This window comes from Flavobacterium sp. 2755 (genome assembly GCF_031455715.1).
Taxonomy (GTDB): Bacteria; Bacteroidota; Bacteroidia; order Flavobacteriales; family Flavobacteriaceae; genus Flavobacterium.
Genome location: NZ_JAVDTG010000004.1, coordinates 1 through 15874, shown reverse-complemented (window position 1 = coordinate 15874; position 15874 = coordinate 1). Strand labels below are relative to the sequence as shown.

The following is a 15874-nucleotide window of genomic DNA, read 5'->3' as shown; positions in this document are numbered from 1 at the left end:
TATTTGTGCATAAAAAAAAGAGACAACTATTAACTAGTTGTCTCTTTTTTTGAAATTGTACCGTTATGTAGATCGATATGTTCCAAGAAAAACGGGAAAAAAGAAAGCAAAAAGCCAGTATCCGGATATCGAGCCAAAGTGCTATAAGTCCCGAAGGTCGGACTTTGTCGGTTATGCGCATGCAGGCGAGGGCGGATGCTACTTTGGCAGCCCTTTTAACCCATTTTGAATGAAAATGAGCCTTTCGCTTACATTGCCTGCAAGCACCTGTGGCATTTTACAAAGGTGTGGTGAGTAGTATAACAAGCGCTGTTGTTTCGTGCATATGCAAAAAAAACACCGCTTGAAAAAGCGATGTTCTTACCGGAGCAGACAGCTCCTTATTCATTTCTAAAATTCAGTAACCTCTCAAAAAATGATGCGGTCGCGGTCGGTTATGGTTTTTTTTGCGATATTGCATGCCTTTTTTAAAAAAACGGCAGTCTAGGCTTTAACTTCGCAGTCTATGAAAAGGGGATCAGCCTGGTGGTTCAGCCTGAGGAACTCATCAATATCGGCCTTTCGGATTGAAACGCGGTCTGTTTTAATGTTTCGAAGAATATCCTCAGGGTCGCCCACAAAGAATAACCTGCCCTTGGTTTTGGCCATAAGGGCTTCACCGATAAGGTCATTGGGCATAGTGTTGAGCCATCCGGTATTGATTTTGCCCTGGCCCAGGTGCAGTGTCGCCATGGCTGCCATTTCGGGCTGCAGCATCATCTCAATGCCGTATTCCTTTCCGGAACCATTTTGTGACATATGGTGCCCGACTTTGTAAAAAACGGTATTGTTGAGCAGATATTCAAGCCCGACTTTACCTTTCTCTGTAGGCCATGTGATTTCTTTCCAGCTTTCCCAGTTGCCATATTCGGCATCACCGGGGAACAATAAAACTTTTTCACTATCGGTGAATTGGATTGCCAGAGCCAGACTGGTGTTGTTAATGCTTGTTTCGTGGCGCATCGCCAATGCCCCAGCGCTGTAAAGCCAGTCCTGTTCGATCTGTCTCCAGGCATTCCCCGCATCGCTGTAATTATCCATTGCGGCAGTTTTGCCCTGAGCCGTATAAAGCGCATCAAAAGGATCAGAAAACTCGTTATCACTGCTCAGGAGCGCATCTACGAAAGAGAAGTTTACCTGACTCCTTTGTTTTCTTTTTTCATAGCCATGGCCTTTTTTATGTTCCAGGCTCAGAGCGCCATTGTCACGTGGCGGCCCGAGAACGAAAAAGCGCACGCCGGTAAGGTTTACAAGGTCTGCATAGAGCTTTCCGGGAGAGAGGTATTCCACTTGGGTATCCTTGTCAATGATTTTTTTGTCTCTCAGCAGATCCTCAATGGTGGGGATATCCTGTCCGTCAGCCCCGAGCAGGTTCAGATTGGATAATTCGGTGACCACATCGATAAAATGCTGCTGGTTTTTTATTTTTTCTGTTTTTCCCGGATCGCCTGCAAAAAAGACGTTGTAATAATTCCGGTCCTTAAGCTCACTGAGCTTAAAACCCGCCATTTTTAGTGCCATTTTGATTTTGGTATGGTTTTCCCGAAGATAATTGGCGTAAGTGTCCTTCTTGTCTTCAGTCCAGGCCAGCCATAGTTTTTTGATCTTGATATCTTTAAAAAAACGTGAAGGATATTGGAACCCGTTGATATGGTCAGCATGTTCGTGGGTGACTACAAGCAGATCGATATTATTATCTGTGTAGTCAGCCAGATCCTCAACAAAGGGATCGAATCGCTTGGGGCTTCTGGCATTGATGCAGCCGCAGTCGATCATCATGGTAAATCCGGTGCTGAATTTAAGGATAAAGAAATCGCCTGTACCCATGCGGTACATCCTAATGTTTACGCTTGTGGCTTTCGTATTTTCTGGCATGGCTTTTTGTATTAATGGTTATGTAAAAAACAGAAAGGTTCATTATCGTTCTGCCTGCCGGCAAAATAGGCATTGTACTGGTCTGTATCGTGCTTTTTATTTTTGTAAGCGAGCAGTGCGCGAGCCCTTGCGGCATCGATTTCCCTTTTGTTCTCCTTTTTGATTTTTTCGCGGTCGAGCAGTGGTTTGGAAATGACGTATTTGAGCTGCAGGTCATCCAGGTCAAAGATCATAGTGCAGCCGCCCCTTAGAAAATGCACTTTTTTTCCTTCCGGCAGTATTTTTTCTTTTCCGTTTATTACTGTAAAACCTTTCTCGGCATCTTCGGAAATCCTAATTTTCTGCATGAGAGTCAGGATGACCTGATTGCTCTGTCCCCCGTCGATTTTTGGAAGCACCGCAACACGGAGCGAATGCACCTGTATGGTGGCCATTCTGGGACCGTACTGGCGTGATGTGGCAATTCCCAGTGCTTCCCAGTCATCCTTGATAATCAGCCCTGTTAGGGCTTCAAATTCAGTGCTGTCGCTGAATTTAGAAAAAATGCGTTTGTGGAGCCCGAGTATTTCTTTGCATTCCCATTCTTCTTTTTTGCCTCCGACAATATATTTGCGGGTAATATTGAAAATATTCTGACGATCTTTTTCATATCCCAGCGCTTTGGTGAAATCCCTTAGAAACTCAGTGAGTGTGCCAAAGAGTTGGCGTGTGGTATTGGGCACTACTACAGGATAGCACAGACTTTCCACAGAAAGATTCCGTACCCCTGCCGGATAGATGCCGCGTCGTCTGAAAGCCTCAATAAATGCCAGTCTGTAGTGCTGCTCGTCTTCAGGTGCCACCAAATAATCCGCCGTGATCACCGCTCTTAAGTAATCGCCGAATGTGATATCGGCCGGAGGACAGTAGTCGAGGGCGCGGATGCACATCCGAAGCACATGGGATGCTGCTTTTGAGGCTTCTGAGGAAAGCCTGTTTACCAGATCCTGGGAAATATCCCCTCCGGGAAGAATCCCGCTGCCATTTGTGGCTATCCTGAGCAGATCGGCAATACGCCTTTTGTATATGGCAAGGAATGCCTCAAAAACTGCTGCAACCAATATAGAGCCCCTAGGATGGGGATCCAGCTGTGTTTTGTATTCGTTTCCATCGGGCTCAAAAGCCTCCCATTTACCAGTATCAGGGTTTATATGGCCGATTGCATCACGCAGGGCGGCATAATTCCCTTTCTCGCTTCCGACCTGCTGGGCGAGCTGTCCCAGTATATTCTGTTTTGAAAGGTCTCCTTTGGTTTTTGCAATCTGGTCTTTGAGCACTTCGGGAAAGGTAAAATGCTGGAACAGAGCTACAATATCTGAGAATGCTTCATGAAAGGCCAGTACATCAAGATTGGTATTCTCGGAGTATCTCCTGAATATCCCGTCCAGAATGGCATGGGTGGTTTCATGGGCAATGATATCGTGGCTCAGGCAGGTAAAGACCAGCGTGCCGGGCATCTGAAGGGTTTCATCCTCAGGATTTGAGGAATAGTAGCCGAAAAGGAGCGCTTTCTTGTCAGGGCTGTAATAGGCATTGCTTTCCCTAATCGCATGGGGATAGATGCGCAGGCGCTGTATAAATTCTTCCTTATTATCCTTGGAACCGCCCGAAGCCTTTTCCCTCTGGCTCCAGAACACTTTTCTTCCCATTGCATTCTCAAAATTGCGTATGGTGGTCATGGCTACGGCATATACCATCTGCTGATGGAACATGGGGTTGCTTTCGCTGGGGTCCAGACCGTCCTGCGCCAGTATATAAGTGTCATTTAAATCAACGGGCAAGTAAAATTTCTTCAAGGTCGGGTCATAATCAATAATTTCAAGGTATTCCCCGACAGGCCCCGGCTGAAGATTTTTTTCCCATATGACTTTATAAACGGTGCTGTTTATAAAAACGGTTTCGATTTTAGTGGACAGTGAGGGATCGAAGGTATATCCTTTTAGTTTGCGAAATGGGGGGTCTTTGGGCTGGATATTGTAAAGGGAGCTGATCATATTTTTGGGTTATAGCGTTACACGGTAAGTATTTTTTTGAAATCGTTGAGGGTTTTCAGGTTCCTGTTTTTCTCCTCTCCCTGGGTGATCAGGGAATCCCCGTCCAGCGATAAAAAGAATTCACAGGTCTGGTCCAATAAGGTTTTAAAATGATCCAGCACCAATGTCCCAAACTGGTTCGGATTGCTGCTGACATAATCCCGCAGTGTACGAAGCGCGCTGTCGGCATATCCAAGCAGGGAACTCCTCTCTGCATAGCCTTCAAAATCTGCGGGCCCGCAGCTCATGTTATAGGAGGGATAGTATTTATTTTTTAAATAGGGGTAGGCACTTCCAAATTTCAGGTCCGGCAGTATATAGACTATCCGTTTCATGCGGCTTACCAGAAGTGCGGAAGTGCAGTAGGGACAGGGTTCAAGGGTGGTGTAAATGGTGCCTCCAAAATTGGGATTCCCAATCTGTCCCGAGTCATTGAAGAGATGGCTTCTATAATAGCTTTCCACTGAGACGGCCTGCGGGTCTCGGGGTCTTTTTAGGTTTACTGCCGCAATGGCCTGGTGGAGTGCGGCCTGTTCGGCATGGAGCAGCGGATTGCAGTGGGTGTGTATGGTATTGCACCCCTGTCCCAGGATGTCTCCGTCGGAATTGTCCAAAATAACCGCGTAAATATTCAGCCCTTTGGTATGGGTAACAGTATTATCGGGGTGCCGGTAGGGTGCATCGAAAGTTTTACTGGCTATCGAGAGCAGTCCCAAAAATGCGATTGCATCTTTTTCTTTGGTATAAATGTCCATAGCTGGCTACTGTTTTAGTTTGAATTTTTATTGTCTTCCCCCAGTGAAATCTTAAATACATTGAATCCGATTCCAAACCCAAACCAGATCTTGCCATTGCTCTGCCACTTGTAGTGCTGCTGATTGTTGATGTGGTCGACGCCGAGATAGATTCCGGTCTGGATTTTCCGGTATTGGAGCATCAGTCCGCTTGAGAGGCTCAGCAGGGCTACATCCTGTGAGTCTTCTGCGGTAATGCCCTTTGCATTGCTTGCATTTAAGCTGACGGTTCCGATTCCTGTCCCAAACTGCCAATTCAGGCTGGTCTTAATTTTTTTTAATTCATAGACTCGTACATTCAGAGTGGTATTGATATTAAATTCGGTGTCAAAACTGAAATCATTCTGGGGACGGGCTTTAAAGGGGAGCGTGAGAAGGCCTATGCTCAGTATGGTATCTTCTTTGGGTTTGCGTATTGCACTGTCGTTAAATTCACTGCGTAAAATTGTATATATCTTGCCGTTGTAATAGAGGCTTTTATCAAAAGCTTCGGGTTTTGTCTTCTGCATTTCCTGCAGTTTTTTGGCAGACAGGGGCTGATAGTCCAGAGCAACCAGATCTACAGTCTGGTCATTGATGGCATTGATCATGTATTTTACATTGGGTTCTAAATACTGCAGAAAAGTATTTTGATTGGCCAGGGTCTTAGTTCCATTATTTAAGAAACTGCCTGTATTCTTAACCTGGCAGTAGCTTTTCAGGACAATGGTGTCGCCGACTTTAGGATTGAGCCTGTCTTGGGCAGAGGAGCTGGCCACGGCCATAAAAAAAGCAGCCAGCGCCATGCAGCATTTAAAAATCTTCATAACTTATTTATTTTAGGTTTTCAGTAAAAAAAACATCGTATGATGCAGCAGCGGGTTTATCCGCTGTGCTGATTTTGGTTTCAATCCAATGCTCTTTTGCCGGCAAATCGTTCCTGTGGTTCCTGGCGGCCGTTTCAGTATGGCTTAAAATCCCTGCATCCGTAAATAAAAAAATAAAGGCGTGTAATGGTCAGGCATGATGTATTCTATTTTTCAAATATCGAAAATAAAACTATAGCGGTTTACCGTAAAAATACCTGATTTTCAAATTGTTATGTAGTTTGATACCTGTGGGTACATTTTAGCCGAATTCCCAAAGCTGATTTGAAGGACCTGTCCTTTTGATAGGATGAGTGTCTATTTTTGGCATTTTGCCAGATAGACGGAGCACTGTGCTCATCGGATGCGGCAGTTTTTCTTTGCAATGCTACTTTATGCAATTTAGGTTTTGTAGTACAAAAGTAGTCCCTTTCAGCTACTCTCTTCTGTATTTTGTTGGCGGCTTAGGTGTGTGGAGAACGTATCGATACGGAAATCCGTAAAATTTATCTTGCGCATCAGTTTAGTTTTGCATGTAAATCAAAAGGACGGAATTTTAGGATATTTTGTCATGGCAAGAATCCAATAAAAAGGATTTGTGGAATAAAAGTTAAGATGAATTGGCAGTTGCTTGCAAATGGCATAATCTGTGCTTTTAGAAAAATTGCCCATTCTGCCCATTTAATTTAAATTATCTAATGTTTATTCCCGATAAACTAAATAATTATTAACTAACAAGCCATTTTTTTGAATTATGAGTAAAACAAAAAAAACAATCGCAGAAAAGGCATTTTTTTTAAACTTAGAGAGGAGCTGTGAGAAATGCCAGTAGCTTCAGGACCTCAGATTAAGTACTATCCGGTAAAAAATGGCGACATGTCGCTAATTACACTGGAAGATAAAACCACACTGCTTGTAGACTGCAATATAACTGTGGTATCGCAGGATGAGGCGGACAAAACCCGTTTTGATGCAAAAAAGGACCTTCTCGAATCAATACAGTATAGAGACAGAAATCCTTATGTTGATGTTTTCATACTTACGCATGGAGATAAGGATCACTGCCAGGGTTTTAAGGAAAATTTTTACCAGGGTGATCCAAAGCTGTATTCGCAGAAGGACCGTGATGAAGGTTTGATAATTATGGATGCAATGTGGTTTTCACCAATGATCGCTGAGCAGTTTTCAAATCCGAATGAGGACGCCCATCAGCAGGAAGCTGAACGCAGGCTCAAACTTCACCGTGAAAAAAGCCTCGAGAAAGATAATCCCGGAAACAGAATCCGAATAATTGGCTATGATATCAATGGCGAATATGAAGACCTTGATGATCTGCGTTCAAAACCAGGTGATGTAGTTGCTCGTTTTAACGATAAGGACCAGGATAATTTCTCTATTTTTATTCATGCGCCCTTTAAAGTGCATCTTGATTCTGAAGAAAAAAACAGGAATTGCGCCAGTATCGTCTTTCAAGTCAGATTCAAACAGTATTCCTGGAGTTCTGATTTTTCTTGTCTGGCAATTTTTGCCGGAGATTCTGATCATCAGACGTGGGGCGAGATTATCGAGCGAACGGTCCGTTTTGGAAATGATGAGGATGAAAAAGCCCTTGATTGGGATTTATTTTTAGCTCCGCATCATTGTTCTTGGACATTTTTTAATGATACTGATAAAGATGAAGTCGTTGAAACTTCAGCCCAGGCACTTACTTATGCAAGGAAAGGATCTTTTATAATTGCATCTTGCAAAAAAATTGTCAAAGATGAAGATAACCCTCCTCATTACGATGCAAAAAAAGAGTATCTTAAATATTTGGAATCAAAAGAAAAGTTTCTAAATACGGATATAGAGCCAAGTGAATCAGAACCAAAGCCTATAATTTTTGATATCACGTCCAATGGTCCGGCAAGAGCATCCAATAAAACGATTAGCGGATCATCTACTTCTGCCGGAGGTACTGGAGCTGCAGGAACTATAATATCGCAGGGATAATGCTTTTTAGTAATGATATGGCTTTGTATGACGGCGTACTGCGGTCAGAAGTAGAAGAAGGAATTTCTGAAATTAGAAAATATGTTGGGGCGGACAGCCTCAAAATATTTTCTTTAGATTCAGATTATATAGCTGTTGGAGCTTCGTATGATGTTTCACTTCCCTCACGCGGATCAGCAGATAATCTGATCAGAGTGGAGGAGCCTATTCTAGTGCGTCTTTCACTTGAAAATTATCCGGAGCAGGCTCCGGCAATCCTTTCGGACAGAAAAGATTTTCCGAAAACCAACCTGCCTCATCTTTATTATACTCCAAAGGATAAACCTGCTGTTTTATGTCTGGTTAGAGACAGTTTAAATCAATGGTTTGCAAGCATTACTATGCAGGATTTCCTTTTGGTCGGATCTCAGTGGTTTTACAAGGCCGCAATTGGGAGACTCCTTGATGATAATGATGAATTTGATCCTGTAAGGCTTGAAAAAAATATTTCTGGGAAACATATCTACAAATATGAGACTTTTGAGGAGATTGTAAAGAACGATCAAAGACTTATCCCAGATTTTCCAATGGCTTTGATTTTAAGCTGTCTTTATAAATCCGATTCCAAGAAGCAATTTGTTTATAAATCAATTGCTGGAATACCGCTCTTGGGATTAACTGACATTACAAAAACGGTAAGCACAGCTTTAAAATTGATAAGAAGTTCGGAAAATAAAATAAAAGTAAATTCACTATTTTCACTACTTGTCTGGGATCCAGAACAAACAGAAGAAAAGTATTATAGCACAAATCTGCCTCAAAATTACGGTGAACTCAAAAGTTATTTAAGTTTGAGAGGTATCAACATTGCTGCAATGCTTGCAGCAGTGAAAACAGCAAAGGTTGAAATTTCAAAATTGATACCTATAGTTCATGCTGTACGCCGTCCAAAAAAACTTATTGGCTACCCAGGAACTTATGAGTTTTTTACTTATACTCTTTTGATCCCTGATCAAGGACTGGAAGCGTTAACTGATATTTCTCCTGTTTTAATGAAATCGCACACCGAACCTTATAGTTCAAAGCTGGCGCAGGTTCTGAGTAATGAAAATAGAAATCAAAAAACATTGTTTATTGGAGCAGGTTCACTTGGTTCTAAGATGCTTCTGCATGAGGCGAGAGCTGGGAATGTGAATATTGGCGCTGTCGATCATGACAAGTTTGAGCAGCATAATTTGGCGCGCCACAGCCTGTTCTCGGGATCTATCGGCCAAAATAAAGCTTCGGCAGTAATAGAAGAAGTAAAAGAGTTTTACGAATTAGATGTTACTTCGGGCTTTCATGCTTATGAGCATAGCATCACTTTTTTTAATGATGAAGTATTTAGGAAATATGATATAATAGTCGATACAACGGCCAGCCAGCAGGTACTGCAGCATTTTGTATTACGCGATCTTCCTGAATCAGTTCAGTATAATCGTTGTGAACTGGTAGATGACGGACAGACGGGACTGCTTTATATTGAAGGGGTTAAACGTAACCCAAGAATTGATGATCTGTCCTTTACGGCCTGTTATTTAGCCAGTAGAGATTCCGATCTGCATATTTGGCGCAGAAATGATGCAACACGGGAACCAACTGTGTTGAATATAGGTCTTGGATGCAATTCGGTGACAACAGTTATGTCTGACGATTTAATTAGTTTTCATGCCGCGGCGTTTTCACAAGTTCTTGGTTCTGCCGGGTATTTGAAGCAAGAAGATTCAGGGCTTTTGTATTTAAGTGTCTCACGAAAAGCTAATGGAATTCCTCAGATCTCCAGCAGGCAGTTTCCTATCAAGCCATTTGATGTTTTTGAATGTGAAGCAGGAAGCGGCTGGAGTATTAGGTTTTTTCCCGGAGTATGCCAGGATCTCAGGAAAATGAGCGAGAAAGCAGGCAAATTAGAGACAGGTGGAGTTTTAATAGGGGTTGCAAATTATAAAACTAAAGTAATACATGTTTTTGAAGCAAGCGGTGAGCCGGAAGGGAGCTACGGAACAGTTGTGGCTTTTACTAGAGGAATAATTGGTCTGCCTGAATTTATAGACCAAATTAAGTATAATACTGGTGAGATAATCGGCTATATAGGAGAATGGCATTCCCATCCGATGAATCTTGAACGGCTTAGCGGGCAGGATTTGGAAACAATTGAAAAATTAAAAGAAATTAATAGAAGGACACCTATTCCTACCTGTGCGGTAATTGTTACGCCGCATAGAATAATACCATTTGTATATGATTGAAAAAAAGAATGTTAAGTATAAATTGGGATTGAGTTTATCCGGAGGTGGCTACAGGGCGTCGGTATATCATTTAGGAACTTTGAAGAAATTAAAAGAACTTGGTCTTTTGGATAAAGTTGACATTATTTCAACGATATCGGGAGGATCCATAACCGGAGCCTATTATGGATTGACCGGAAATAATTTTGAAGAATTTGAGAAAGGGGTGCTTAGCATTGCTAAGAGAAGTATCATACGTGGGATTTTTTTCTCTTTCAGATTTATCTGTATTTTTCTCTTTTTTCTTTCTTTTTTTAGTCTTGTGGTTATGTTGCTTTTCACAGCGTATGCCTGGGTTTCTACAATACTGCTGATAGCTGTTTTTTTTACGGCTTTAAGATTTCAGTTTAAAATCTTTCCAGTCAGTTCCATAATTGACGGCCTGTATTCCCGCTGGTTTTTTGGCGCGAAAACGCTGAAAGATTTTAATTCAACTCCTGTAATAGCCATTAATGCAACAAATGTAGAAACTGGAAGGCCTTTTACGTTTTCTAAGTTTAAAATGAGTGATTCGAGTTACGAATATCCGGAGACAGGAGCAGAAGCCATTAGATTTATTCCTGATGATTTTCCAATTTCCCTGGCAGTTACTGCATCAACCTGTGTCCCATTTGCATTTACCCCGATTTATATTGAGTCTAAGTTTTTTGAAAAAGAAGAGGATTTCCATAAAGTGAAACCCTGTCTGGTGGACGGAGGAGTGTATGATAATCAAGGGATTCATAAGCTCACCCACGGAAACAGCTCATATGTCTGCGATATAGTTATAGTAAGCGATGCGGGAAACATAATGCCCAAGATCAATTCGTTTACAAATGTATTGCAGCTTCTTGTCAGGACTAGTGATATCTTTATGAATAGAATTAAAAATTATCAGATGATACAGCATGTATATGATAATTATAAATTTAATAGAAAATCTGTTGCATACCAGTCACTTGGCTGGGATTTTGACACTTGTCTTAAAGGTTTTATTCAAAACCTGAAAAAAGGCGCCGTTCTTCAGGAAGTTATTGATGCCCATGGAATCAGCAGTGAGGATCTTGCAGAGCAAAATTGGATCTCCATACAGCAGAAGCTTGAAAAGCGTCTGAATTATTCTGAAATTAGTGTGAAACAGCCTTCGGAAGATGAACTGCGGACAGCCCGTTCAGTTTCGACAAATCTTAAGGCGCTAAGTGATGAACAAATCTATGCGTTAATAAAACAGGCCGCATGTCTGACAGAAATTCAAGTTAAGCTTTACTGCCCAGTTTTGTTCGGAAGTTGAAATATAAGTGGCAAGTACTTCAGTCGAAGTTTTCGAAATTCTAAAGAAATAGTTCATTAATAGTAATAGTTTAATAAAGTATACAGTATAATGAAAACATTAAGAATATTTCATTCCGCAGGTCAGGGAGCATTTTACTCAGAAGTTCATCAGAATACAGGTTCAAATTCTGGTTTTACAATAGTATTTGATTTCGGATCCCTGACTCTTAAGGACAAAAAACTCGAATTATTAGTTAGTTCTGCATTTCGTAAAAAACATATAATCGATATTTTATTTATATCACATTTTCACACAGATCATGTTAACGGTCTTGACTTTTTAAAGAAAAATTACCGGATAAAGAAAGTAGTGCTTCCTCTATTGGATGATACAGCCAAAATTCTAATGAAAATCAGCAATTTCATAAATTATGGGATACTTTTTGGGAATTAATTGACAACCCACGCAGTTATTTTGGATCAGGAACAGACATTATATTTGTTAATGCAGTTGTAAATCCTGGCGAAAATTTGGATGGGATCAATCCAGAGAATGTAACAGAAGTTTCGTCACTTGAAAATTATTCTTCTATCGAAAGCGGTACAGTACTGGGAGCAGATATTGCAGCGGATATCGACTGGGCTTTTATTCCTTTTAATTATAAGCAGCGTTCCAGAAAAGCAGAGTTTATTTTGGAGCTGGAAAAAGCTGGACTAGGAGTGAAGCTTTTTGATAAAATTGAAAATATAACAGCTAATAAAGCTTTAATAAGAAAAGCGTATGATAACATTGAGGGGGATCTAAACGAAAATTCTATGATTTTATTTTCGGGAAAAGAGGATGGCCGTATATTGGAATATACCTCTACGAATAAATTTTTACCATTCTTGTTTCACCCAAAATTTTATAAAAGCTGTATTTATTTTGGTGATCTGAACCTGAATGAACCAAATATTGTGAGGGATATTAAGATGAAATTAAAAGGACTTCTGGCTACCACAGGCACAATTCAGGTTCCTCATCACGGTGCGATTAACAATTTTAATAAAGAAATTTTAGATTCAGCACACATTGAATGTGCTGTTTTATCTTTTGGAACAACTAACAGCTTCGGGCATCCCTCATCAACTGTAATTGGAGAATTGGCTCAGAGTGGAGTTTTTTCTATTTGTGTTACTGAAGTTCCAAATTCTAGGTTCATCCAGTTCAGTTAAGCCCGGTAAATCCAACTCGATTAAGTTAAGGTTAAAGCACCTAAGAGCAAAATATGTTCCTAGGTGCTTCTAGTTTTTATTGACGGTAACTTTTGAAGAGCTTCATGGATCATTTAACATAATATTCAAAAATAATAGATTTAACCCTAAAAAAGGTGTAGAATCTGACTCCAGTTTTGAAAGCCATTCTTCAAGCTAAACATCAGATCCGTAAAAATGTTTTCTGCCTAGATGAGAGGATATTTTTACATGTCTGTTAAAAACATCCCTAGTAGTTTCGAACATGCCAATAGTTTTTCCATTGTTTTCAAAAGAAAAAAAACGCTGAAAAAAATGTGGAACGAAGTGCTGGATTTTCGGAATTTGTTTTTTCGGTGCCATTTACATTCTCTTTAATTTTTTTTATAAATTTTAATTTAGTACGTAATCATGACTTAGATTTCTCAAATTATACTTGGCCTATAACGGAGTTAATAGTGTTATATCTTATGAACTTAGTAATTATAAACTATTGATACAATATTATTAAAATTAATATTGTGTTGATTTGTAGTTTGTTATATATTTTTTTATTGTAAATGGCGTTTAATTTAATGAAACATAAAATGATTTTTTATTAACGAGTTCATGTATTAAAAATATTCAGTAGTAAATTCTAACAAGTAAATTAATTATATGAAATCAGCCTATTTATACGTTCGTGTAAGTACGGACGAACAAAAAAGAAAAGGTTACTCCTTGCTGGAGCAAGAAGACAGGCTATTGAAGTATTGTAAATATTACGATATCGAAGTCAAAGGAATTTACCGCGAAGATTACTCAGCCAAGAATTTCAATAGGCCTGAATGGAACCGATTGTTTTCAGAAATCAAAAAGAAATCCTCAGGAGAAGACAAAAATATATTATTTATCAAATGGGATCGATTCAGCCGCAATGTTGAATATGCCTACGAAATGATTGGAAAGCTCCGGAAATACAAAACAACAGCAAAGGCTATTGATCAGCCAATTGATTTTTCTGTGCCGGAAAGCACAGTAATGCTGGCTGTATATTTGGCTGTTCCGGAAGCAGAAAATGCGAGAAGGGCTCAAAACACTTCAAATGGCATTCGTCGGGCGAAGCTGATGGGCAGACATCCTAGTAAGGCACCGTTAGGATTTATCAATTTGACAATGATGGATGGTAAGAAAGGTATTGCTCCTAAAGAGCCTGAAGCCGAAATTATAAAATGGGCTTTTTATCAAGTTGCGAGGAACGATCATAAAATATCCAAAATCATTAAAATAGTCAATGAAAAAGGATTAGTATGCTCAAGATCACACTTTTTTAGGATTTTACATAATCCTGTTTATTGCGGGCTTATACCGGTAACACTTGATTCTGGTAATGAGGGAGTGTAAAAGCATTATACGAGCCATTGATATCTGAGTCATTGTTTAATCAGGTTCAGTCTGTTATCAATACAAGAAGAAGAATTACTGCCAAGAAAGATGATTTACAATCATTATTTTTTCTTAGAAGTTTTTTAATATGCCCTGTTTGTAATCGAAAACTTAGCGGAAGTGTTTCAAAAGGCAGATCAAAAAACTATCCATATTATCATTGTCATAATGGTTGCAGAACAAGAATAAATGCATTATTCCTTAATGACTGTTATTATAACAAGCTTCGACAATTAATGCTCTCAAAGAATGCAGTTGAATTATTTAAAAAAGTTTTGGAAGACCAGAATATAAAAACACAGAAAGCAAGTTATTTATGCACTCAAAAGGTATTGGAGAGGAAAATAAATGAGGAGGAGCTGACTCTTTCTCGTGGCAGAAAATTATTTATAGCTGGAATATTAAAAATTGATGACTACAACCAATTAAGAAAAGAGAATCAAGTCAGCACTAAAAATCTTAAAAAGGAAGTGCATGATATTGCCGTTAAATTAAAAGGGATTGATAGAAAAAATCAAATAGAAGAAAAAGCATTAGTTGAAATCTTTCAAAGATTTTCTGAATTTGAGGCTTCAGATAAAAGACATCTTGTAAATCTTATTCCACCGACGGAAATTAATTTTAAAACAGGAGATCTATCTTTAGGCTTAAATCAAGCATTTTTAAAAATATTGTCAAAAAAAAGAAACCGAAAAAACAATAGAAAAAATGAATTTCATTGAGAAGAATGTTTCAGTAGAGAAAGAAAGCCGTTATTATTCTTTCCAAAAACGGCATTCAGGTAGATGAGAAGGAAGCTAAAATTATTTTGGAATTACTGTATTTAGTATCAAAAAATTACGATAAACCAAAAGAGAAAAAAATCCTATATCCTTAACGGGATTTCGAATCATCGTTCAGCTTCGATTAAATCTCTGATAGCGCCACTTTAAGACTGTTTATTTCAAACAGACTAAGAATTTCCTGTGAAAAAATCGAACCACAAATATTAGGCTGTGAAGGCCTGTAAAATCAATATGTTTAGGCATAAAAAAAGAGACAACTATTTGCTAGTTGTCTCCTTAAGTGATCTAGTTTACAATTTACAAATCATTTTATGAATGATTTAAAGAAATTAGATTATTTTTCTATTGACTTGCAGGATAATTAGTTTTATTTTTTGTTTTGAAGCGGTTTGTATGTATCGTAGGGGTTTAATGTTAAAGAATGTGATTTCAGTAATTTTATATTGGATCAATTTCGAGTATTAAATCAGAATCTTAATTCATTGTTTAAATTAAGATTTAATTCAAGTATTTGACAAAATTAACTATTAGTTTTGAGGTTATTCAGGTCAAAATTTGATGAGTATGTTTGTTAATTAGAATGAAAATCTACTATTTACTGTTCGTCCACTGAATCTAAAAATTGATTTATTTCCTTTTTTTATTTGATTTAATTTTTTACATAATCATTTATAATCTATTCTGGTAAATAAGTTCACAAGCGGTATATCAATTTTAATTCCTGCACTAAATATTGTAGCGTCAAATGTTTTATTATTAATTAATTTTTCCTCAACTAAGGTAGTTTTTAGAGGCAAAAATTTAACGCTACCAAAAATGACAAAAGGAGTATTTTTTATGCTATACATGCCACTTATAGCTGGACTAAAGATTTCTGAAAAGTGCACATCTGGCTCGTAATCTGGAGTAGAAGAAATTAAATAATGGTTAACAATATTCCCTAAATCAATGACATCAATTGTAAACCCCCAGTTATTGTGTTTGGGGTCACTGGTGGTCCATGAAAAAGCGAAACCGATGGGAGCAGTTATACCTGCTGTAAATTGATCCGTCATTGAAGTATCACCATTGGTAAATAGTCCAGATAATTGAGCCCCTACGTAGGCATTAAGGTCAATAGAGTGAGCAACTCTTCTTTTAAGTTTATAAGAGGTGGGAGGTAATGTGGAAAAAACGGTCAACTTGACCACGCTTTTTCAATATAAAGTGACCACCGATTTCGGGTCAAACTGACCACCCCTTTTCAATTTAAACTGACCA

The 15874-nt window shown here is 39.0% G+C and carries 12 protein-coding genes; 7 read left to right on the top strand and 5 right to left on the bottom strand.

Annotation, left to right across the window (positions count from 1 at the left end; translation table 11 throughout):
• Positions 1–483 precede the first annotated feature (483 nt).
• Genes J2Y38_RS10530 through J2Y38_RS10515 form a run of 4 tightly spaced genes read right to left on the bottom strand, consistent with a single transcriptional unit; the run spans position 484 to position 5586 of the window.
• Positions 484–1914 (bottom strand): MBL fold metallo-hydrolase, encoded by a 1431-nt coding sequence (locus tag J2Y38_RS10530; RefSeq protein ID WP_309842096.1) that lies wholly within the window; start codon positions 1912–1914, stop codon positions 484–486.
• An 11-nt stretch (positions 1915–1925) separates the two neighbouring features.
• Entirely contained in the window at positions 1926–3947 is a 2022-nt protein-coding gene (locus J2Y38_RS10525; protein WP_309842094.1) for a hypothetical protein, read from the bottom strand.
• A 17-nt stretch (positions 3948–3964) separates the two neighbouring features.
• Entirely contained in the window at positions 3965–4741 is a 777-nt protein-coding gene (locus tag J2Y38_RS10520; RefSeq protein WP_309842092.1) for a nucleoside deaminase, read from the bottom strand.
• A gap of 14 nt (positions 4742–4755) precedes the next feature.
• Positions 4756–5586, bottom strand: a complete 831-nt coding sequence (locus tag J2Y38_RS10515; protein WP_309842090.1) for a hypothetical protein — start codon at positions 5584–5586, stop codon at positions 4756–4758.
• Positions 5587–6501: 915 nt separating this feature from the next.
• Between J2Y38_RS10515 and J2Y38_RS10510 the strand changes: the two genes are divergently transcribed.
• From J2Y38_RS10510 to J2Y38_RS10480, 7 genes are all read left to right on the top strand, one after another.
• On the top strand, positions 6502–7617 hold the full coding sequence (locus J2Y38_RS10510; RefSeq protein WP_309842088.1) for a hypothetical protein: 1116 nt from the start codon (positions 6502–6504) through the stop codon (positions 7615–7617).
• Entirely contained in the window at positions 7617–9881 is a 2265-nt protein-coding gene (locus J2Y38_RS10505; protein WP_309842086.1) for a ThiF family adenylyltransferase, read from the top strand. The genes J2Y38_RS10510 and J2Y38_RS10505 overlap by 1 nt, the downstream gene beginning before the upstream one ends.
• The gene (locus J2Y38_RS10500) at positions 9874–11190 is read left to right on the top strand and encodes a patatin-like phospholipase family protein (protein WP_309842084.1); all 1317 of its coding nucleotides are present in this window, start codon (positions 9874–9876) and stop codon (positions 11188–11190) included. The genes J2Y38_RS10505 and J2Y38_RS10500 overlap by 8 nt, the downstream gene beginning before the upstream one ends.
• Positions 11191–11280: 90 nt before the next feature.
• On the top strand, positions 11281–11625 hold the full coding sequence (locus J2Y38_RS10495) for an MBL fold metallo-hydrolase (RefSeq protein ID WP_309842081.1): 345 nt from the start codon (positions 11281–11283) through the stop codon (positions 11623–11625).
• A gap of 77 nt (positions 11626–11702) precedes the next feature.
• Positions 11703–12386, top strand: coding sequence for a hypothetical protein (locus J2Y38_RS10490; protein ID WP_309842078.1), 684 nt, complete (start codon positions 11703–11705; stop codon positions 12384–12386).
• Between the two features lie 675 nt (positions 12387–13061).
• A complete protein-coding gene (locus J2Y38_RS10485) occupies positions 13062–13787 on the top strand; it encodes a recombinase family protein (RefSeq protein ID WP_309842075.1) in 726 nt (241 codons plus the stop codon).
• A gap of 32 nt (positions 13788–13819) precedes the next feature.
• On the top strand, positions 13820–14551 hold the full coding sequence (locus J2Y38_RS10480; RefSeq protein ID WP_309842072.1) for a zinc ribbon domain-containing protein: 732 nt from the start codon (positions 13820–13822) through the stop codon (positions 14549–14551).
• A 728-nt stretch (positions 14552–15279) separates the two neighbouring features.
• Here J2Y38_RS10480 and J2Y38_RS10475 read toward each other — a convergent pair.
• The gene (locus J2Y38_RS10475; RefSeq protein ID WP_309842070.1) at positions 15280–15795 is read right to left on the bottom strand and encodes a hypothetical protein; all 516 of its coding nucleotides are present in this window, start codon (positions 15793–15795) and stop codon (positions 15280–15282) included.
• Positions 15796–15874 lie beyond the last annotated feature (79 nt).